This is a genomic window from Micromonospora rhizosphaerae, assembly GCF_900091465.1.
Lineage (GTDB): Bacteria > Actinomycetota > Actinomycetes > Mycobacteriales > Micromonosporaceae > Micromonospora > Micromonospora rhizosphaerae.
The window spans coordinates 6,228,036-6,248,247 of record NZ_FMHV01000002.1; the positions used below are offsets into that span (position 1 = coordinate 6,228,036).

General features: G+C 73.8%; 16 protein-coding genes and 1 pseudogene. 8 read left to right on the forward strand and 9 right to left on the reverse strand.

The window, feature by feature from the left end:
• Window positions 1–8 precede the first annotated feature (8 nt).
• Window positions 9–1,496 (forward strand): phytoene desaturase family protein, encoded by a 1,488-nt coding sequence (locus GA0070624_RS29315; protein ID WP_091346241.1) that lies wholly within the window; start codon window positions 9–11, stop codon window positions 1,494–1,496.
• 99 nt (window positions 1,497–1,595) lie between these two features.
• Here the strand turns inward: GA0070624_RS29315 and GA0070624_RS29320 are convergent, their stop codons facing one another.
• On the reverse strand, window positions 1,596–2,282 hold the full coding sequence (locus GA0070624_RS29320; RefSeq protein ID WP_091346243.1) for a CDP-alcohol phosphatidyltransferase family protein: 687 nt from the start codon (window positions 2,280–2,282) through the stop codon (window positions 1,596–1,598).
• A 48-nt stretch (window positions 2,283–2,330) separates the two neighbouring features.
• A complete protein-coding gene (gene metF, locus GA0070624_RS29325) occupies window positions 2,331–3,248 on the reverse strand; it encodes a methylenetetrahydrofolate reductase [NAD(P)H] (protein ID WP_091346245.1) in 918 nt (305 codons plus the stop codon).
• Window positions 3,249–3,477: 229 nt separating this feature from the next.
• Here metF and GA0070624_RS29330 point away from each other — a divergent pair, with 229 nt between their 5' ends.
• Both GA0070624_RS29330 and GA0070624_RS29335 read left to right on the forward strand, forming a co-directional pair.
• Window positions 3,478–4,872: an NsdA family TPR-like regulatory protein gene (locus GA0070624_RS29330; protein WP_245719054.1), complete on the forward strand. Its 1,395-nt coding sequence runs from the start codon at window positions 3,478–3,480 to the stop codon at window positions 4,870–4,872.
• Between the two features lie 9 nt (window positions 4,873–4,881).
• On the forward strand, window positions 4,882–5,964 hold the full coding sequence (locus GA0070624_RS29335) for a polyprenyl synthetase family protein (RefSeq protein ID WP_091346248.1): 1,083 nt from the start codon (window positions 4,882–4,884) through the stop codon (window positions 5,962–5,964).
• Between the two features lie 187 nt (window positions 5,965–6,151).
• On the opposite strand, the gene GA0070624_RS29340 is transcribed toward GA0070624_RS29335, so the two are convergent.
• Complete coding sequence (locus GA0070624_RS29340) at window positions 6,152–6,541, reverse strand: Rv2175c family DNA-binding protein (protein ID WP_091346250.1); 390 nt, start codon at window positions 6,539–6,541, stop codon at window positions 6,152–6,154.
• A 508-nt stretch (window positions 6,542–7,049) separates the two neighbouring features.
• Between GA0070624_RS29340 and pknB the strand changes: the two genes are divergently transcribed.
• Both pknB and GA0070624_RS29350 read left to right on the forward strand, forming a co-directional pair.
• Window positions 7,050–9,026, forward strand: coding sequence for a Stk1 family PASTA domain-containing Ser/Thr kinase (pknB, locus tag GA0070624_RS29345; protein WP_091346252.1), 1,977 nt, complete (start codon window positions 7,050–7,052; stop codon window positions 9,024–9,026).
• A complete protein-coding gene (locus GA0070624_RS29350; RefSeq protein ID WP_091346255.1) occupies window positions 9,017–9,883 on the forward strand; it encodes a deoxyribonuclease IV in 867 nt (288 codons plus the stop codon). The genes pknB and GA0070624_RS29350 overlap by 10 nt, the downstream gene beginning before the upstream one ends.
• 45 nt (window positions 9,884–9,928) lie before the next feature.
• Here GA0070624_RS29350 and GA0070624_RS29355 read toward each other — a convergent pair whose 3' ends face one another.
• From GA0070624_RS29355 to GA0070624_RS29370, 4 genes are all read right to left on the reverse strand, one after another.
• Entirely contained in the window at window positions 9,929–10,948 is a 1,020-nt protein-coding gene (locus GA0070624_RS29355) for a threonine aldolase family protein (RefSeq protein WP_091350056.1), read from the reverse strand.
• Between the two features lie 62 nt (window positions 10,949–11,010).
• Complete coding sequence (locus GA0070624_RS29360; RefSeq protein WP_091346257.1) at window positions 11,011–12,417, reverse strand: class II 3-deoxy-7-phosphoheptulonate synthase; 1,407 nt, start codon at window positions 12,415–12,417, stop codon at window positions 11,011–11,013.
• A gap of 113 nt (window positions 12,418–12,530) precedes the next feature.
• Window positions 12,531–13,022 (reverse strand): hypothetical protein, encoded by a 492-nt coding sequence (locus GA0070624_RS29365; protein ID WP_091346259.1) that lies wholly within the window; start codon window positions 13,020–13,022, stop codon window positions 12,531–12,533.
• A 176-nt stretch (window positions 13,023–13,198) separates the two neighbouring features.
• Window positions 13,199–14,812: a glycosyl hydrolase family 18 protein gene (locus GA0070624_RS29370; RefSeq protein ID WP_091346261.1), complete on the reverse strand. Its 1,614-nt coding sequence runs from the start codon at window positions 14,810–14,812 to the stop codon at window positions 13,199–13,201.
• A gap of 143 nt (window positions 14,813–14,955) precedes the next feature.
• Here GA0070624_RS29370 and GA0070624_RS29375 point away from each other — a divergent pair.
• The 3 genes and pseudogenes from GA0070624_RS29375 (at window position 14,956) to GA0070624_RS29385 (ending at window position 18,666) form a co-directional block, all read left to right on the forward strand.
• Window positions 14,956–15,446, forward strand: a pseudogene (locus tag GA0070624_RS29375) (glutathione peroxidase).
• A 119-nt stretch (window positions 15,447–15,565) separates the two neighbouring features.
• Window positions 15,566–16,858 carry an exo-beta-N-acetylmuramidase NamZ family protein gene (locus tag GA0070624_RS29380; RefSeq protein ID WP_091346263.1) on the forward strand — a complete coding sequence of 431 codons (1,293 nt, stop codon included), beginning with the start codon at window positions 15,566–15,568 and terminating at the stop codon, window positions 16,856–16,858.
• Window positions 16,859–16,869: 11 nt separating this feature from the next.
• A complete protein-coding gene (locus GA0070624_RS29385) occupies window positions 16,870–18,666 on the forward strand; it encodes a serine hydrolase domain-containing protein (RefSeq protein ID WP_245719055.1) in 1,797 nt (598 codons plus the stop codon).
• Between the two features lie 147 nt (window positions 18,667–18,813).
• On the opposite strand, the gene GA0070624_RS29390 is transcribed toward GA0070624_RS29385, so the two are convergent.
• Together GA0070624_RS29390 and yczE are read right to left on the reverse strand one after the other, a co-directional pair.
• Window positions 18,814–19,320 (reverse strand): GNAT family N-acetyltransferase, encoded by a 507-nt coding sequence (locus tag GA0070624_RS29390; protein WP_091346265.1) that lies wholly within the window; start codon window positions 19,318–19,320, stop codon window positions 18,814–18,816.
• Window positions 19,321–19,465: 145 nt separating this feature from the next.
• The gene (yczE, locus tag GA0070624_RS29395; RefSeq protein WP_245719056.1) at window positions 19,466–20,170 is read right to left on the reverse strand and encodes a membrane protein YczE; all 705 of its coding nucleotides are present in this window, start codon (window positions 20,168–20,170) and stop codon (window positions 19,466–19,468) included.
• Window positions 20,171–20,212: the final 42 nt, after the last annotated feature.

Below are 20,212 nucleotides of genomic sequence, written 5' to 3' on the forward strand. Positions count from 1 at the left end.
GACGCGGCATGGCGCGGATCGTGGTCATCGGCGCCGGCGTGGGCGGGCTGGCCACCGCCGCCCGGCTGGCCGTCACCGGGCACGAGGTCACCGTCTTCGAACGGGCCGACACCGTCGGCGGCAAGCTCGGCCGGTACACGCACGACACCCCGGCGGGGGCCTTCCACTTCGACACCGGCCCGAGCCTGCTCACCCTGCCCGAGGTCTTCCACGACCTGTTCGAGGCGACCGGGGCCAAGCTCGACGAGTACCTCGACCTGGCCCCGCTGGACCCGATCGTCCGGCACGTCTTCCCCGGCGGCGGCCCGACCCTGGACTCCTGCGCCGACCCGGCGGAGTTCGCCGCCCGGATCGGCGCGGCCCTCGGCGACCGGGCCGCCACCGACTGGGAGCGGCTCTGGCGCCGGGCCGCCCGGGTCTGGGCGGTGTCCCACCGCGACGTCCTGCGCCGGACCATCGACTCCCCGCGTGACCTGGCCGCACTGGCCTGGCGGCTGGGCGACCTCGCCGCCATCGGCCCGGGCCGCACCCTGCGCGGGCTGGGCCGCCGGCACCTGGCCGACCCGCGGCTGCGGATGCTGCTCGACCGGTACGCCACCTACACCGGCGCCGACCCGCGCCGGGCCCCGGCGGCGCTGGTCGCCATCCCCCACGCCGAACTGACCTTCGGCGGCTGGTACCTGCGCGGCGGGCTGGGCACCCTCGCCGACGCGCTGCTCTCGCGCTGTCTCGACCTCGGCGTGGTCGTGCAGACCGGCGCCACGGTCACCCGGATCGACGCCGCGGGCGGCCGGGTGCAGGGGGTACGCCTCGCCGGCGTCGCCGCGCCCGTCCCCGCCGACGTGGTGGTGGCCAACGTGGACGCCCTCACCGTCTACCGGGACCTGCTGCCCACCCCGCGCCGACTGGCCGGGCTGACCGACCGCAGCCTGGCCGGCTTCGTGCTGCTGCTCGGCGTACGCGGCGACTCGGGGCTGGCCCACCACACCGTCTTCTTCCCCCGCGACTACGACGCCGAGTTCGACGCGGTCTTCGGCGACCCGGGGCGCGGGATCCGGGCCCGCCCGGCGCTCGACCCGACCGTCCTCGTCACCGTCGCCGACGACCCGATGGTCCGCCCGGACGGGCACGAGGCGTGGTTCGTGCTGGTCAACGCCGCCCGCCATGGCACCGGCATGGGGGCGGTGGACTGGCGCCGGCCGGGGCTCGCCGAGGCGTACGCCGACCGGATCCTCGACGTGCTCGCCGAGCGGGGCGTGGACGTGCGGGACCGGCTGGTGTTCCGGGAGATCCGTACCCCGGCCGATCTGGACGCGGCGACCGGCGCGCCGGGCGGGGCCATCTACGGCACCGCCGGCGGGCTGCTCCGGCCGGCCAACCGGGGCCCGGCGCACGGGCTCTGGCTGGTCGGCGGCTCCAGTCACCCGGGCGGCGGCCTGCCGATGGTCACCCTGTCGGCGCAGATCGTCGCCGACGAGATCGGCCCCGCCTGGTGACCGCCACTCTTGATCGACTCCGCTTGCGGCATGTGGCGGTGTCCGGCCGCGGGGATGCCGCGAGCCGCCGCAAGCCGTGTCGCTCATCGGGCGGGCCGGTCAGCCGGCCTCGATCAGGGCGCGGCGGACGGCGGCGAAGAGCTGCCCCAGGCCGTAGCCGGCCAGTAGCACCCAGACCGTGGTGGTCATGGTGATCGTGCCGGAGGTCAGGTCCGGGTCGATCAGCCCGGTCAGCCCGGAGACCAGCAGCCCGACCAGGGCCACGCAGACCCGGGTGGGGCGCTCCCCCACGGTCACCGCGCCGATCTCCCGCATGCCCGCGGAGACCGCCCGGGCCCGGACGTACTCGTGCAGCCAGGAGAGGCCGCCGGCGGCGGCGACCAGCGCGCCGGGCGCGCCGAGCAGCCAGAACGCGGTCAGCCAGGCGGCCTCGCCCAGCCGGTCGGCGACCGAGTCGTAGACGTACCCGAGCCGGGTGGTCCGGCCGGTCGCCACCGCAACCGCGCCATCGACGCTGTCCGCCACCGCCGCGAGCAGCACGAACAGCGCACCGAGCATCGGCCCGTCCACCGGCCGTACGACGAACAGCGGCACGCAGACGCAGAGCAGCACTCCGGCCACGGTCACCGGGGTCGGGCCGACCCGGAGCCGGCCCAGCACGTACCCGACGTGGTAGGCGAACCGGAGCCAGGCACGGACCACCGGAGCGGCCGCCCGCGGGTCGAACCCGCCGTGCAGTCGCGCCCACGCGGTCGCGTACTGGTCCCAGTTCAGGTGTGTCCCCACCCCGGGATCATCCGTCGAAACCCGGTGCGGGTGTCGCGGGACGTGGATTCACACCCGCGCGTCGGCCCGGAGGTGCTGCCAGACCTCACGGGTGGCGGTGGACCGGTTGAGGGTGATGAAGTGGATCCCCGGCACCCCCTCGTCCAGCAGCTTCGCGCACATCTCGCTGGCCTGTTCGATGCCGAGTCGGCGGACCGCCTCCGGGTCGTCGGCGATCCTCTCGAACCGCTCGGCCAGCGCGGGCGGGAACGGCGCCCCGGAGAGCTGGACGGACCGCTCGATGGTGCCGATCTGGGTCACCGGCATCACCCCGGCCAGGATCGGGGTGTCGCAGCCGGCCGCCGCGACCCGGTCCCGCAGCCGCAGGTAGTCGTCGGCGTCGAAGAACATCTGGGTGATGGCGAAGTCGGCCCCGGCCCGGCACTTGCGGACGAAGTGCTCGGTGTCGCTGGCCACGTCGGGCGAGCGCGGGTGCTTGTACGGGAAGGCCGCCACCCCGACGCTGAAGTCGCCGGCGTCACGGACCAGCCGGACCAGGTCCTCGGCGTAGCGCACGCCCTCCGGGTGGGGCACCCACTCGCCGCCGGGGTTGCCGGGCGGGTCGCCGCGCACGGCGAGCACGTTGCGCACCCCGACACCGGCCAGCCGGCCGATGACGTGCCGCAACTCGGCGACGGAGTGGTTGACCGCGGTCAGGTGCGCCATCGGCAGCAGGGTGGTCTCGGTGGCGATCCGCTCGGTCACCGCGACCGTGGTGTCCCGGGTCGACCCGCCGGCGCCGTACGTGATCGAGACGAACGAGGGACGCAGCGACTCCAGCTCGCGGATCGCCTGCCAGAGCAGCCGCTCCCCGTGCGGGGTCTTCGGCGGGAAGAACTCGAAGGAGAAGGTCGGCTGGCACTCGCGGATCAGCTCCCCGATGGCCGGCTGGGGATTGGGGAGGACCGAGGGAAGACCGAGCGCCACGGACCGACTCTAACGGGCAGCGCTCGTCGCACCCAGGGCTTCCCATCCGGCGGGCGGCGGGCGCGGCGGAGCGTCGTACCCCGGGGGTAGAACGAGGGCAGCGCGGTGGGGCCGGCCGGTGGCCGGTCCCCGGGGGCCCGCGCGGGGGCCCAGCACGATCGGCGACGCGCCGGTCCGGACCGGCCGGACGTGCGCGCCGCCGCCCGAGCCGATGACCTCCGGAGGACCGATGACCCCGTTTCCGCCACCCGGCCCGCGACTGCTCGGGCCGCTCCTGGCCGAGCTGCGACTGGCCCGCGGGTGGAGCCAGCAGCGGATGGCCGGCGAGCTCTGCGCCGCCTCCGGCGTGCCCACCCTCACCCGGCACGAGATCTCCCGCTGGGAACGGCAGTTGCGGCTGCCCGGCGACTTCTGGCTGGGCTGGCTCGCTGTCGTCCTCGGCGTGCCGGGTGAGCTGCTCGCGGAGGCCGCGGCACACAGCCGCCGGCGCGACGCCGCACCGGCCGCCGTCGACCGGGCCGGATCCCGGTCCCGGGCGGCCCTGCTGACGCTGGCCCACCGCTGGCTGGTCGATCCGTCCGGCTCGCTGCTCGGCGTACCCTCCGGCCCGCCGCCCGAGCGCGCCGGCACCGCCGGGCAAGGCGCGGGGTTCGGCGGGGCCGGGCTGGCCGAGCTGCGCCGGTGGGACGACCTGATGGGCGGTGCCGACCTGGCCGGTCACGCGGCCCACCGGTTGCGCCGGGCGGCCCGGGCGCTCACCGGGGCCGGCCCGGTGGCGCGCCGCCGACTGCTGCCGGTACTGGCCGAGTCGGCCCAGCTCGCCGGCTGGCTCGCCGCAGACGCCGGGGACCTGTCCGGCGGCCTGGACGCCTACCGGCTGGCGCTGCGGGCGGCCGGGGCCGCCGGCGATCGGGCGTTCGGCGGGCACGTCCTCGGGTCGGCCAGTCACCTGCTCGCCGGTGCGGGGGACGCGGAGGGGGCGCGCACGCTCGCCCGCACCGGGTACGCCGGCTGCCGCGGCGCCGCCTCCCCCGGCCTGCGGGCGTTGCTGCTGCACCGGGTGGCGCTGGCCGCCGCGTTGGGCGGGCGACAACGGGCCGCCCGCCAGGCCCTGGCCGCGGCCGGCCGGGTGACCGGGCCGGAGCCGGGCCGGGAACCGCCCTGGCTCTACTGGCTGGACGAGGCCGAGCTGGCGGCGATGACCGGACGCACCCTCGTCGCCCTGGGCCGACCCGCACCCGCCGCACCGCTGCTGCACCCGGTCGTCGACCGGCGGGGCCGCCCGCGCAGCGCGGCGATCTACGGCGGCTGGCTGGCCCGGGGCTACCTCCAGCTCGGCGAGGTGGAGCAGGCCTGCGCGGTGGCCGGCAACGCCCTGCTCGACGCCGTCCGGTCGGGCTCGCCCCGGGCGATCGGCCCGCTCACCGAGGTACGCCGCCGGCTGGCCGCGCACCGCGACGAGCCGGCGGTACGGCGGTACGCGGCGCTGCTCGCGGCGGCCCGTCCCTACCTGCCGCTGAGGTCCGGCCCGGCACCGCGACCGGGCCGGGTCAGGCGACCGGGGTCGACGCCCGGCGCGGCACGCCGACCCGGCGATGCGACGGGACCGGCGCCGACCGGCTAGCGTCTTGGCGTGACCCACGCCGCTCCCGTTTCCCCCGTCGACCGCGCCGGCCTGCGCCAGCGGATCGACAAGGCCCTCACCGACTTCCTCGCCGGCCAGCGCGGCTGGATGACCGGTCTTGACGAAGCGCTGGTGCCGGTCGCCGAGGCGATCGAGGCGTTCGTGCTGGGGGGTGGGAAGCGGCTGCGACCGGCCTTCGCGTACTGGGGTTACCGGGGCGCCGGCGGCGTCGACTCCGACCAGGTGGTCACCACCCTCGCCGCACTGGAGTTCGTGCAGGCGAGCGCGCTGATCCACGACGACCTGATGGACCGCTCGGACACCCGGCGCGGTGAGCCGGCGGTGCACCGCCGGTTCGCCGCGCGGCACCGCTCCGCCGGTTGGGCCGGCGACCCGGACGGGTTCGGCGACGCGGCGGCCATTCTCCTCGGCGACCTGTGCCTGGTCTGGTCGGACGAGCTGCTGCACTCCGCCGGCCTCGATCCGCGGACGGTGGCCCGGGCCCGGCCGGTCTTCGACGAGATGCGCACCGAGGTGACCGTCGGGCAGTACCTCGACGTGCTGACCCAGGCCACCGGCGATACCTCGCTGGAGCGGGCCGGCAAGGTCGCCCGCTACAAGTCGGCGAAGTACACCGTCGAGCGGCCGCTGCTGCTCGGCGCCGCGCTGGCCGACGCCCCGCCGGAGGTACGGGCGGCGTACTCGGCGTACGGGTTGCCGCTGGGCGAGGCGTTCCAGCTCCGCGACGACGTCCTGGGGGTGTTCGGGGACCCGGCGCAGACCGGCAAGCCGGCCGGCGACGACCTGCGCGAGGGCAAGCGGACCTACCTGGTCGCGGCGGCTCTCGAGGCGGTCGACGACGCCGGTCGGGAGCTGCTGCTCGGTGGGCTCGGCGACCCCGAGCTGGGCGGGGCCCGGGTGGACCGACTGCGCGAGCTGATCATCGCCAGCGGGGCGCTGTCCCGGACGGAGCAGCGGATCACCGCGCTGACCGACAGCGCCTTGGCCGCGCTCACCACGGTCGACCTGGACACCGAGGCCCGCCAGGCCCTGGTCGACCTGGCCATCGCCGCCACCCGCCGCACCGACTGACCCCACCCACCCGCCGGCCCCGACCCGGCCCCGGCCGGCCCCGCCTTGCCTCGGTGATCATGAAGTTATGACCAGCGACACCGGCGTGTCGTGACAACAACTTCATGATCACCGGTGCGTCGGGGCGGGGTGGGTCGGGCCGGGCTGGCCCGGCGGGGTGGGGCGGGCCTGGGTCGCGCTGGGTGGGTCAGAAGCCGAGGGCCTGGGCGCGGCGCTTGACCTCGCGGGCCTGGTCGCCGCCGAGGGCGGCGGCCGGGGTGCCGGGGAGGGTCTCGTCCTCCTCGTACAGCCAGCGCAGGGCGGCCTCGTCGTCGTAGCCGGCGTCGGCGAGCAGGTTGAGCACGCCGGGCAGGTGCTTGAGCACGGTGCGGTTGGCCACCAGGTCGGCGGGGACCCGGCGGACGCCGTCGCGGCGCACCGCGATCAGTTCGCGGTCCCGGATCATCTGGTGGACCTTGCTGATCGGCAGGTCGAGACGCTCGGCGACGTCCGGCAGGGTCAGCCAGCCGGCCGGATCGGCCGGTCCGGGCAGGTCCGCGCCGGCGGCGGGCTGGTCGGCGGGTACGGAATCGGTCACCCGATCACCCTGCCACGTGCTCGTGCGGGCGCGGCACCGGCACCCCGTCACGCTGCTACCCGGCCTGCCCCCGCCGGTGCTGAACACGCGGACCGGAAGCCCTTGCCCCGCTTCCGGCAGCGGCGAGGTCATCAGGGCCGGGGTGGAGGGCTCGGGCAGCGGCGAGGTCACCGGGACGGGGCGAGGCCGGCGCCGGAGACGAGGGTCGATTGAGTGATATGACTGAGAGTCATAGCTATGCCGCTCAGTCATATCGCACACCAGGACATTCAGGCCGAGCCCGAGGTCCGGGGCCGGCGAGCGGCGCCCGGCTCGGCCCCAGGGCCACCGTCACCTCCACCGGCACGCTCAACATCGGTGAACCCCGCCAGCGGGGCCGGACGGCCTCCGCCCCCGGGCCCACGGCGTGGCCGGTGAGCTGCGCGAGCGCGGCGGGAAGGATGCCGTCGGCCCCCGGCTGTAGCATCCTGTTCAACCTTCACCCCCTGGACACATAGACTGCCTGCCGATGGACACACAGGTCGCCGACACGTTGCTGGGCTCGCTGATCGACGGGCGCTACCGCATTCGCGGTCGCGTGGCCCGCGGCGGCATGGCGACCGTGTACACGGCCACGGACGAGCGCCTCGAGCGCACCGTGGCGGTCAAGATCATTCACCCGACCCAGGCACCCGAGGCCCAGGCCCGTGCGGCCGGGTTCGTACGGCGGTTCACCGACGAGGCGAAGACCATCGCCCGGCTGACCCACCCCAACGTGGTCGCGGTCTACGACCAGGGCACCCACGAGGGCTTGCCCTACCTGGTGATGGAGTACGTCCGCGGCCGCACCCTGCGCGACGTCCTCGCCGAGCGGCGCCGGCTCAACCCGGACGAGGCCCTGGCCATCGCCGAGCAGATGCTCGCCGCGATCGCCGCCGCGCACCGGGCCGGCCTGGTGCACCGCGACGTCAAGCCGGAGAACGTGCTGGTCGCCGAGGCGCCCAGCGGCGGCGCGGCCAACCTGGTGGACAGCGTGGTCAAGGTGGCCGACTTCGGGCTCGCCCGGGCGGTCGAGGCCGCCGAGGAGGAGAACGGCAACCAGCTCATGGCCACCGTGGCGTACGTCGCCCCGGAGCTGGTCACCGAGGGGCACGCCGACCCGCGCACCGACGTCTACTCGGCCGGCATCGTGCTGTTCGAGATGCTCACCGGGCGGGTGCCGTACGACGGCGACCGGCCGGTGGACATCGCCTGGCAGCACGTCGACCGGGACGTGCCGGCCCCCTCGACCCTGGTGCCCGGGTTGCCCAGGGCGCTCGACGACCTGGTCGGGCGGGCCACCCGCCGCGATCCCGGCGCCCGTCCCACCGACGCCGGCGCGCTGCTGGCCGAGGTGCAGGTGGTCCGGGACGACCTGGGCAACTCGAACTCGCACACCACCATGCTGCGGCAGGTCGGCGATGCATCGTTGGCCCAGCCGACCATGGTGGTGGCGGCGGTCCGGCCCGCCGAGCGCCCCTCCTGGGCCCGGCTGCCCGAGGGTGGCGGGCAGCGCCCGCACCGCCGCCGGGCCGCGCCGGAGGGCGGCGATCTCGGAGCCCGGCTGGCCGGGCTGCGTACCCGGGTCATGGGCTCCCCCCGGGGCCGCCTGGCGGTCGCCGCGGCGGTCGTGGTGCTCGGCCTGGTGGCCGCGGTCGGCGGCTGGTGGTTCGGGGTGGGGCGTTACACGGTGGCCCCGCAGCTGGTGAGCCTGACCAAGGCCCAGGCGGAGGCGCAGGCCGCCCGCGGCGGCTTCACCCTGGCCTACGCCTCACCCCGGTACGACGAGAAGGTCCCCAAGGACAGCGTCCTCGGGCAGAACCCGGCCTCCGCAAGCCGGATCGTCAAGGGCGGCACGATCACGCTCACGCTGTCGCTCGGTCCGGAGCGGCTGCCGGTGCCCGACGTGGTGGGCAAGGACTTCGAGCTGGCCCAGGCCGAGCTGACCGACGCCAAGCTGGTGGTGGTCAAGGGCCCCGCCCGCTACGACGACAACCTGCCGTCGGGGGTGGTGGTGGCCACCAACCCGAAGGCCGGCGCGGCGGTCAAGCCGGGCGACAAGGTGACCGTCGTGCTGAGCAAGGGCCGGGCGCCGATCTCGGTGCCGAACCTGGTCGGCAAGAACATCAACGAGGCGCGGGCCATGCTGGCGCAGCTCGGGCTGACCCCGGTGGAGACGTACAAGGACTCGGACAAGCCGAAGGACGAGGTGCTCGGTCAGAGCCCGGCCGACGGCACCGGCGTCGAGAAGGGCGCCCAGGTCAAGCTGCAGATCAGCAAGGGGCCGCCGCAGCTGGTCGTGCCCCGGGTCGTCGACCTGCCCTGCCCACAGGCCCAGCAGCAGCTGCAGAGCCAGGGCTTCCCGGTGTCGGTGCAGGGGGATCCGAACGCCATCGTCCGGTTCCAGAATCCGCCCGAGAACTCCCCGGTGCCGCCCGGCACCACGGTCACCATCGGATGCCTGTGAACGCCCACCGGCTGATCGGCTCGCACACCCCCACCTCGGGGGGTCTGGCGAAGGCCGCCCTGCCCTACGTCGAGGCGGCCGGCTCCGAGGTGGTGCAGATCTACGTCTCCAACTCGCGGGGCTGGGCGCTGCCGGCGGGCGACCCGGCTCAGGACGCGCTCTTCCGCGACGGCTGCGCCGAGCGGGAGGTGCCGGTCTTCATCCACGCGTCCCTGCTGGTGAACCTGGGCTCCCCCACCCCGGCCACGGTCGAGCGGTCGGCGCTGACCCTGGCGCACGCGCTGCACCGGGGGGCCGCGATCGGCGCCCAGGGGGTGGTGTTCCACGCGGGCAGCGCGGTGGACGCCGGGCACGCCGAGGCCGCGATGCGGCAGGTCCGGGAGGCGCTGCTGCCGCTGCTGGACGAGGCGGCGGCGGGCGGCGGGCCGATGCTGCTGGTCGAGCCGAGCGCCGGCGGCGGCCGGTCGCTGGCCTCCCGGGTGGAGCAGCTCGGCCCCTACCTGGACGCGGTGGACCGGCACCCCTGGCTGGGGGTCTGCTTCGACACCTGCCACGCCTGGGCCGCCGGGCACGACCTGGCCGCCGAGGGCGGCATGACCGCGACGCTGGACACGCTGGTGGCGACGGTGGGGCCGGACCGGTTGAAGCTGGTGCACGCCAACGACTCGAAGGACCTGTGCGGCTCGACCCGGGACCGGCACGAGAACATCGGCAAGGGCACCATCGGGGAGCCGGCGTTCGCCGAGCTGATGGCCCACCCGGCCACCGCCGGCATTCCCGTGGTGGTGGAGACCCCCACGGAGAAGCACGTCGGCCACGCCGCCGACATCGCCACCCTCAAGCGCCTCCGCCGCTGACCCGCGCCGGCTCGCGCCGCGCGCCGGCGGCCCAGGCCGGGTGGGTCAGGCGCGGAGGAGGCGGGTGAGCGCCTCGGCCGCGCGGTCGATGGCGGCGTCGTCGACGTCCAGGTGGGTGACCAGGCGGGCGGTGCGCGGGCCGAGCACGGAGATCAGCACGCCCTCGGCGCGGGCGGCGGCGGCCAGCGCCTTGGCGTCCAGCGGGTGCTTGGTGAGGTCCAGCGGGACGATGTTCGTCCGGGCCGGGGCGGCGAGCACCCCGAACGGGGCGACCGCCTCGGCCAGCCGGGCCGCCTTGGCGTGGTCCGCCGCGAGCCGCTCGACGTGGTGCGCCAGCGCGTACCGGCCGGCGGCGGCGAGGATGCCGACCTGACGCATGCCACCACCCATCCGCTTGCGGATCCAGCGGGCCCGTTCGATCTTCTCGGCGCTGCCGACCAACAGCGAGCCGACCGGCGCGCCGAGGCCCTTGGAGAGGCAGACGGACATCGTGTCGAAAAGGCCGCCGTACTCCGCCAGCGGGACGCCGTCGGCGACGTGCGCGTGCCAGATCCGGGCGCCGTCGCAGTGCAGCGCCAGCCCGTTGTCGTCGGCGACCCGGCGCAGCTCGCGCAGGGTGGCCAGCGGGATCACCCCGCCGCCGCCCCGGTTGTGGGTCTGCTCGACGGCGATCGCCCGGGTCGGCACCGCGAAGTAGCCGTCGGGCCGGACCATGCCGGCGACCAGGTCCGGGTCGATCTCCGCACCGACCGCCGGCCAGGTCCGCGACGAGATCCCGCCGTACGCGGCCGCCGCGCCGATCTCGTACGTGACCACGTGCGCGTCGGCGTCGCAGAGCAGCTCCTCGCCCGGCGGGACCACGAGCTGGAGGGCGATCTGGTTGGCCATCGAGCCGCTCGGGGCGAAGAGCGCCGCCTCGTGCCCGAAGAGCGCGGCGACCTCGGCCTCCAGCGCGGCGACGGTCGGGTCCTCGCCGTAGACGTCGTCGCCGACCTCGGCGGTGGCCATCGCCTCCCGCATCCCGGCGGTCGGCCGGGTCACCGTGTCGGAACGCAGATCGATCATGTTGTCAGCCACAGTCATCCTTTCGGCTGCCGACTGCGGGGCTCGCAAGCTCACTCCTCGCGTCAGCCACGCAGCATCTCCGCCACCAGGAAGGCCAGCTCCAGCGACTGCTGGGTGTTCAGTCGCGGGTCGCAGGCGGTCTCGTACCGGTCGGGCAGGTCGAGGTCCTCGATGCCCTGGGCGCCGCCGAGACACTCGGTGACGTCCTCGCCGGTCAGCTCGACGTGCAGGCCGCCCGGGTGGGTCTCCAGGCTGCGGTGCACCTCGAAGTAGCCGAGCACCTCGTCGACGATCCGGTCGAAGTGCCGGGTCTTGTAGCCGTTCGAGGACTCGTGGGTGTTGCCATGCATCGGGTCACACTGCCAGACCACCTTGGCGCCGGCGGCGGTGACCTTGGCGACGATCGGCGGCAGGGCGTCCCGGACCTTGTGGTTGCCCATCCGGCTGATCAGGGTGAGCCGGCCGGGGATGTTGTCCGGGTTGAGCTTCTCGCAGAGTTCGATCGCCTCGTCCGGGGTGGTGGTCGGGCCGAGCTTGACCCCGATCGGGTTGGCGATCCGGGAGATGAAGTCGATGTGCGCCCCGTCGATCTGCCGGGTCCGCTCGCCGATCCAGAGGAAGTGCCCGGAGAGCCCGTACGCCCGGTTGTCCGAGACCCGGGTGAGCGCCCGGTCGTACTCCAGGGCGAGGGCCTCGTGGGAGCAGTAGAGGGTGACGGTGCGCAGCGCCTCGTCGTCGGTCAGCCCGCAGGCGCGGATGAAGGCCAGGGCCCGGTCGATCTCCCGGGCGATCGCCTCGTAGCGCTCGCCGGCCGGGGAGTTCTTGACGAAGCCCTTGTTCCAGTCGTGCACCGCGTGCAGGTCGGCCAGCCCGCCGGCCAGGTACGCCCGGAGCATGTTCATCGCGGCGGCCGAGTTGGCGTACGCCCGGATCATGCGCTGCGGGTCGGCGACCCGCGCCTCCGGCGTGGCCTCCAGCGAGTTGATCATGTCACCGCGGTAGGCCGGCAGGCCGCGTGCGTCGGTCGGCAGCGACCGCGGCTTGGTGTACTGGCCGGCGACCCGGGCCACCTTGACCACCGGCAGCGACGCGCCGTACGTCAGCACGATCGCCATCTGGAGCAGCGTGCGGGCGTTGGCCAGCAGGTGGCTCTCGGTGTTGTCCGCGAAGGTCTCCGCGCAGTCGCCGCCCTGGAGCAGGAACGCCTTGCCCTCGCAGGCCAGCGCGAGCCGCTGCCGGAGCTGGTCGACCTCGTAGGGCGCGACGACCGACGGCACGGTGTCGAGCACCTTGCAGACCTCGGCGACCTTGGCCTGGTCCGGCCAGGACGGGGTCTGCGCGCGGGGAAGCTCCCGCCAGCGGTCCAGGCCGAGGGCCGCGTCCTCGGCGGAGTCGACGGTCGGACGACTGGTCTGGAGGGCCGGGCTGCCCACCGCGGGGTGACTCAACTGATGCCACTCATGGCGCATGAGGGAAAGCCTACGGCGACAGCCGGGGCAGACCCCCGCCGAGGGGGACGGTTCCGGCAGTTGGAGATCAGCGCCACACTGCGGGGTGGCCGCAGGTCAGGGCCGGGACCGGCTCAGGGGGTGACCGCCGGCTCCGGGGTGTTGCCGCCCGGGGTCTCGCCCGAAATGCACCAGTCGGCGCCGCTGCGGGTGACGGTGAAGAGCAGCGGGCGGGTGGCCTTGCGAGCGCCGACGGCCACCGTGACCGAGGTGCTGACCTCTTGCCCCCGGGGCCCGGACCGCACGCCAGTGATGGCCGCCTGCGGGATCGTGAAGTGATCAGCGAAGTCGCCGTTCGGGCCGGTGGCGGCGGCGTCGAAGGCGTCCTGCATCGGGGCGCAGAGCTGGCTGCGGCCGGCGTCGACGTCCTTCGCGGCCATCGCGTCGAGGTACGCCTGCACCCGCTCGCGGGACTTGGCGGCGGCCTCCTCGGCCGGCACCCGCTGCCCCTCGCTGGCCGGGGTGGCGGGGTCGTCGTTTCCCACGATGCCGCAGCCGACCAGGGTGAGCGGCAGGAGCGCGAGCGCGGCGACGGCGCTCGCCACCCTCGGGTGCGTCAGGCCCATCGGTCCCTCCCATCGGCGCGGACATCGAGACATGCCGAGCGGCGAGTCTGTCACATCGCTTCCTTCATGCCGCGCCCGCCATGCCCGGGACTTTTGTCAACTTCCCTTCCGATTAAGGGCGGGGAGGGACCGGTGCGTGGTCCCTCCCCGCCGTGTGGGGTGCGTCGGCCGTCGGCTCAGCCGAGACCGCCCCTGATGGCGCCGATCAGCTCGCCGTTGCTCGTGTCACCGGAGAGCTCCCAGAAGAAGGCGCCACCGAGGCCCTGGTTCCTGGCGTACGTCATCTTGCCGCCGATGGTTGACGGGGTGTCGTAGCTCCACCAGTTGCTGCCGCACTTCGCGTACGCCGTGCCGGCCACGGTGCCGGTCGCCGGGCAGCTGTTCTTCAACACCTTGTAGTCCTCGACGCCCTGCTCGTAGGTGCCCGGCGCCGGGCCGGTCGCGGTACCGCCCGGGGCGGTCTGGGTGACCCCGGTCCAGCCTCGGCCGTAGAAGCCGATGCCGAGCAGCAGCTTGTTCGCCGGGATGCCCTTGGCCTTGAGCTTCTGGATCGCCGCGTCCGCGTAGAAGCCCTGCTGGGGGATGCCGGCGTACGAGGTCAGCGGCGAGTGCGGCGCGGTCGGGCCCTGGGCCGCCCAGGCGCCGAAGTAGTCGTACGTCATCGGCATGAACCAGTTCAGGTACGGCGCCGCGCCGGCGTAGTCGGCGGCGTCGATCTTGCCGCCGTTGGTGCCGTCGGCGGTGATCGCCGCGGTGACCAGCGCGCCGGACCCGAACCTCGCCCGCAGGGCGCTGATCACGTTCTTGAACGCGTTCGGGCCGCTGCTGTCGCACTGGAGGCCGCAGGCGTTCGGGTACTCCCAGTCGATGTCGATGCCGTCGAAGACGTCCGCCCAGCGCGGGTCCTCCACCAGGTTGTAGCAGCTGTCGGCGAAGGCGGCCGGGTTCTGCGCGGCCTGGGTGAAGCCGGCCGACCAGGTCCAGCCGCCGAAGGACCAGAGCACCTTCAGCTGCGGGTACATCTTCTTGAGCTTGCGCAGCTGGTTGAAGCTGCCGCGCAGCGGCTGGTCCCAGGTGTCGGCGACGCCGTCCACACTGTCCGCCGCGGTGTACGCCTTGTCGTAGTCGGCGTAGCTGTCGCCGATCGCGCAGCGCCCGCCGGCGGTGTTGCCGAAGGCGTACAGGATGTGGGTGAGCTTGGCCGCGGACCCGCTGGTGTGGATGTTCTTGACGTGGTAGTTGCGGGCGTAGACGCCCCACTCGGCGAAGTAGCCGACGACCTTCTGGTCGCCGCTGGGCGGCGGGGTGGTCGGCGGTGGGGTCGTGGGGGGCGGGGTCGTCGTGGGCGACACGGTGGTCGGCGGGGTGGTGGTGGGTGGCGGGGTGCCGTCGCCGGAGCAGGACCCGCCGTTGACGGTGCAGTTCAGCGGAGCGGCGTACGGCCCGGTGCCGTTGTAGCCCCAGCTGAAGCTGGCGCCCGGGGCGAGCGGGCCGGCCCAGCTCTTCTTGACCGCGACGTAGTGGTTGCCGCTGCTGGTGACGTCGGCGTCCCAGAAGGTGCTGATGGTGGTGCCCGAGGGCAGGTCGAACTCGATGCGCCAGGTGTCCACGCTGGCGCTGGTGCCGTTGGTGACGGTCACCTTCGTCTCGTGGCCGGTCCCCCAGTCCTGCACCTTGGTGAACGTGGCGGTCACGCTGCCGGCGGCGGACGCCGTGGCCATCGGCACCGCCGCCACCGCCAGCGCGACCACGGCACCGGCCCAGAGGGCCCGGCGGAGGGATCTCTTCATGTGGCGCCTCCCCAAACAGTTAGGAAACTTTCCAGATTCTGTGGTGAGACGTTCTCACGCCGTCATCAGTTCGTCAAGATGTACATGTATCGATCTCTTCGGCCCCCGTCGGGACGTCGCCGACGAGCGCGTAGCCTCGCGGCATGACCGTTTTCGACGTTCAGATCGACGCACTCGCCGGCGGCCCGGCCGGCCTCGGGCGGTACCGCGGACGCGCGCTGCTGGTGGTCAACGTGGCCTCCCGCTGCGGCCTGACCCCGCAGTACGCCGGCCTTCAGGCCCTGCACGAGGAGTACGCCGACCGCGGCCTGGTGGTGCTCGGCGTGCCCTGCAACCAGTTCGCCGGCCAGGAGCCGGGCACGGCCGACGAGATCGGCGAGTTCTGCCAGGTCAACTACGGCGTGACATTCCCGCTGACGGAGAAAATCGACGTCAACGGGCCGGCGCGGCACCCGCTCTACGCCGAACTGGTGCCCACCCCGACGCCGAGGGGCACACCGGCGACATCCGGTGGAACTTCGAGAAGTTCCTGGTCACCCCGGACGGCACGGTCGCGGCCCGGTTCGCCCCGACGGTGACCCCGGACTCCCCCGAGCTGCGCGCCGCCATCGAGAAGGTGCTACCCGCAGCCTGATCAGTCGGCACCCGCCCGCCGGACGCAGCGACCCGGCCCGCCCGCTCTTCGTAGCTAACCTTCCTTGACCCGGCATCCATGCGTAGCTAAGTTTCAATGAAACTGACGGGAGGTCGAGCGTGGAGCGTCGAAAGTTCCTGGCTGGTGCGGGTGCGGTGACCGCGGGCGCGGTCGCGGCGGCGACCCCTGGCTCCCCCGCCAACGCGGTGCCCGGCGTCCGTCGCGTGGAGACCGGCCTCGACGTGCTCGTCGGGTCGGGCTTCGCGGACCTCGCCGGCCAGCGGGTCGGGGTCATCTCCAACCCCACCGGCGTCGACTCGGCGTACCGGCACCTCGTCGACCTGATGCACGGCTCCGGCAGCGTGCAGGTCGTCGCGGCGTTCGGCCCCGAGCACGGATTCCGCGGTTCCGCCCAGGCCGGCGGCAGCGAGGGCACCGGGACGGACGCCCGGACCGGCATCACGGTCTACGACGCGTACGGCGCCTCGCAGGCCAAGTGGGAGAGCATGTTCACTCAGGCCGACGTGGACACCGTCGTCTTCGACATCCAGGACGTCGGCGCCCGCTTCTACACCTACATCTGGACGATGTACACCTCGATGGTCGCCGCGGCCCGGGTCGGCAAACGGTACGTCGTGCTCGACCGGCCCAACCCGGTCGGCGGGCGGGCGCACGGGCCGATGATGACGCCCGCCTACACCTCCGGCGTGGGGCTGAAGGAGATCGTCCAGCAGCACGGCATGACCGTCGGCGAGTTGGCCCGGCTCTTCAACGCGGAGTTCCTGCCCGCCGACGCCGGACGGTCGGTCGAGCTGAACGTGGTGCGGTGCCGGAACTGGAAGCGCGAGCTGCTCGCCGCCGACACCGACCTGCCCTGGGTGATGCCCAGCCCCAACATGCCCACCCCCGACACGGCGCTGGTCTACCCCGGCACCTGCCTCTTCGAGGGCGTCGCCTCGATCACCGAAGGGCGGGGCACCTGCCGGCCGTTCGAGCTGATCGGCGGGCTCGCCGGCGATTTCGACTACCACTGGGGGGACCGGCTCAACGCCCGGAGCCTGCCGGGTGTCGAGTTCCGCGAGGCGTACTTCGCACCGACGTCGGCCGGCCAGAAGCCGGCGCTGCTGAACAAGCTCTGCGCCGGCGTCGAGGTGAAGGTCGTCGACCGGGCCGCCTACGACCCCATCCGCACCGCGGTGGCGATGCTGGTGGAGGCGCGCAGGTACCCGGCGTTCGCGTGGCGCATGGACTCGTGGGACACCGTTCGGCCGTACTGGGTGGACAAGCTGACCGGCTCGCCCCGGCTGCGCACGATGATCGACGCGGGAGCCGATGTGGACGACGTGGTCGGCGCCTGGGCCGACGAGCTGACGGCGTTCGAGCAGCGCCGCAAGCCCTACCTGCTCTACTGAGGAGTGCAGCCGTGACCATCCCGTCCCGCCGCCCGTTCGGCTCACTCGCCCTCGGCCTGACGCTGGTGGCCGCCGCCGCTCCGGCGCCGGCGGTCGCGGCCCCGGCCGCGCTCGAGGCCGGCCCGCCGACCGTGACCCCCGCCGACCTCCGCTTCACCCACGACACGCTCCGCGCGGGCAGCGCCCGCGAGGTCGGCCTGATCCCCGAGTACGTCGACCGCATGCGCACCGACGCCGAGGCGTACCTGCAGCCGACGGCCGATCATCCGGGATATCCGACGTACGCGGGTGCCGTCGTGCTGGCCGCCAAGGACGGCGTCATCGTGCAGCACGCCGCGGTGGGTACCGCCGTGCGGTACAGCGCCGTCGAGCCGCCTCCGGGGCGGGACGGGGTGGAATTACCGGCCGATCAGCAGATCCCGACCCGGCCCGACACGATGTTCGACCTGGCATCGGTCTCCAAGCTGTTCACCACGATCGTGACGATGCAGCAGGTCGAGCGGGGCCGGATCGCCCTCGACGCCCCGGTCTCCCGCTACCTCCCGGAGTTCGCCGCCGGCGGCAAGCAGGACGTCACCGTGCGGATGCTGCTCACCCACACTTCCGGGCTGCCCGCCTGGGCTCCCCTGTGGAGCGCCTACGCGAGCCCGGCGGAACGATTCGCCGCCGCGCTGGCCACCCCCCTCGCCCCGGGCGCGACCCCCGGCACCCGGTACGTCTACTCGGATCTCGGCCTGATCGCCCTGGGCGTACTCCTGGAAAGGGTGACCGGCCGCCAGCTCGCGGATCTGGTCCGGGAGGGCGTCACCGACCCGCTGGGGATGGCCGACACCGGGTACAACCCGGCGCCGGAGCTGCGGAGCCGGATCGCCGCGACCGAATATGAGCCGTACGCCGGACGCGGCATGGTCTGGGGCGAGGTGCACGACGAGAACGCCTGGTCACTCGGGGGTGTGGCGGGCCACGCCGGCGCCTTCTCCACCGCCGGCGACCTGGCCGTGCTGTGCCAGATGCTGCTCAACGGCGGACGGTACGGCGGGCAGCGGATCCTGCGCGAGGACACCGTCCGCGCGATGTTGGTCAACTACAACGCCCAGCTGGAGTCCGCCTACCCGGAGAGCGACCGCGGGCTCGGCTTCGAGCTGAACAAGCACTGGTACATGATGGGGCTCTCCTCGCCGGTCGCGTTCGGACACACGGGCTTCACCGGCACGTCGCTCGTGATCGACCCACTGTCCCACTCGTTCGTCATCCTGCTCAGCAACCGCGTACACCCGGACCGGGCCTGGGGCAGCAACAACGTCTCCCGGCGGGCGATGGCCCGCGACTTCGCCAACGCGATGCCCGTGCACCCGCGCTCGGGCAGCGCCTGGCGGGCGGACCAGCGCGATTCGGCGACGGTCACGCTCACCGCGCCGCTGCGGCACCCCGCCATGGGTGGGCGGGCGAGCTTCATGTTCTGGTACGACACCGAGCCCGGCTACGACAGGGCCCGCGTGGAGACGTCGACGGACGGCGGGCTGACCTGGTCGCCGGCCCGGCTGGCGCTGCAGTCGAGCGACGGCTCGTGGACGGCGGACGGCGTGGTCACCGGTTACGGCGGCCGGACCTGGTGGCGCGCCTCGGTGGACCTGCCGGACGGGACGACCCACCTGCGCTGGAGCAGTAGCACCGACGGTTCCGGTCAGGGCCGCGGCGTCTACGTCGACCAGATCGTGGCCGCGGACGGCGACGGGATGCTGTTCAGCGGCGAGGGCGCCGACGCCACCCGGCTCGTCGCCGACGGCTGGTCGGAGACGCGCAGCTGACGCCGGCGCCCTGGCCCGACCGCCCGGCGCGGGACCGGACCGCCCTGCCGATCGCCGGTGACGACGCCGGGGCGAAGGGCAACCGAAGGCGACCGCATCCGCTGACACCCGCTCCGCAAGAGACCTGCACCCGTCTCCCGGCTGTCGCTATGCCGGTTGTCCGGTAGGTGCGGCCGCGACCGGGAAGGTCAGCCGGAGGGTCGACCCCGCGGTGGGCCGGAAGCCGAGGGACCGGTAGAGCGGCTCGCCGCTCTCGGACGCCCGCAGATCGACCCTGAGCACGCCACGCCGCCGATACCAGTCCAGCAACGCCTCCATACAGGCCCGGGAGTATCCCCGCCGCCGGTGGCCGGGGTCGGTGCAGACGTTGAAGACGTACCCGGTGAGGCCGCTCGGGTTGCCCGGGCCGCCGAGGCGGCGGTCGATGGTGCCGACCGCGCAGGCGGCCAGCGTTCCCGGCCGATCCGGCGCGTCCACCACGAAGGCGGCCATCAGCTCCTCCGGCTCGACCAGGCGCTCCCGCAGGGTGTCCCGCGCTGCGTCCCGCCACGGGCCCGGGGGCGGCTCCGCGCCCTCCAGCGCAGCGATCATCAGGCCCCGCAGTCGGACCAGTTCGGCGGCGTCGTCGACCATTGCCCGGCGTGCGCTGACCATGGGCCGGACGCTACCCAGCCAGCTCCGGAGCCCGCCTGCCGGGTCCGGCGGCACCCGACCGCCGCCGGACGCGCCGTACGCGCCGGATGACCTGGCAGCGCACGGACCCCAGGCGGTCCCGGGCCCGGCCCGGCTCGGGCTGGTGTCATGGTTCGCATCGTTGGCCGGCAAGCACCTCCTCGGACAGCGCTGCCTCCGCAGCCTGTTCGGCGGTGCTCCGGTAGGCGAACCAGGGCATGAAGAACTGGGTGGTCGGGCCGACCGCGAGTGCGTACAGCACGGTGCCGACGCCCACGCTGCCACCGAGTAGCCAGCCCACGGCGAGAACGGTGATCTCCATCAGGGTGCGGATGAGCCGGATGGAGCGCCCGGTTGCGGCGGACGCGCCTGTCATCAGCCCGTCCCGGGGGCCGGGTCCGAAGCGCGCGCCGACGTAGACGGCGACGGAAAGCCCGTTGAGCAGGACTCCCCCGACCAGCAGGCAGACCCGGGCCGGGAAGCCCAGGTGCGCAGGGATGAGCAGGAGGCCGAGGTCGGATGAGTACGCCAGGACGATGATGTTGGCGACCGTGCCGAACTTCGGTCTCTGCTTGAGGGGAATCCACAACAGCAGCACGAGAACCCCGAGGACGGCGCTGATCGCGCCGAAGCTCAGGGAAGTGTGGTGCTCCAACCCCTCGTACAAAACGCTCCAGGGGTTGACGCCCAGCGAGGCCCGGACCATGAGCGAGAGGCTGAATCCGTACAGGGCGAGGCCGATGAACAGTTGGGGCAGGCGCCGCAGCGGACGCTCACCGAGGGGGACGTAGGTCAGGGGCGGCAGGGGCGCTGGTGTCTTTTTCAGAGCCACGGGAGGCGAGTCTGTACGCTGATTGGCCCAGACCACATGGCC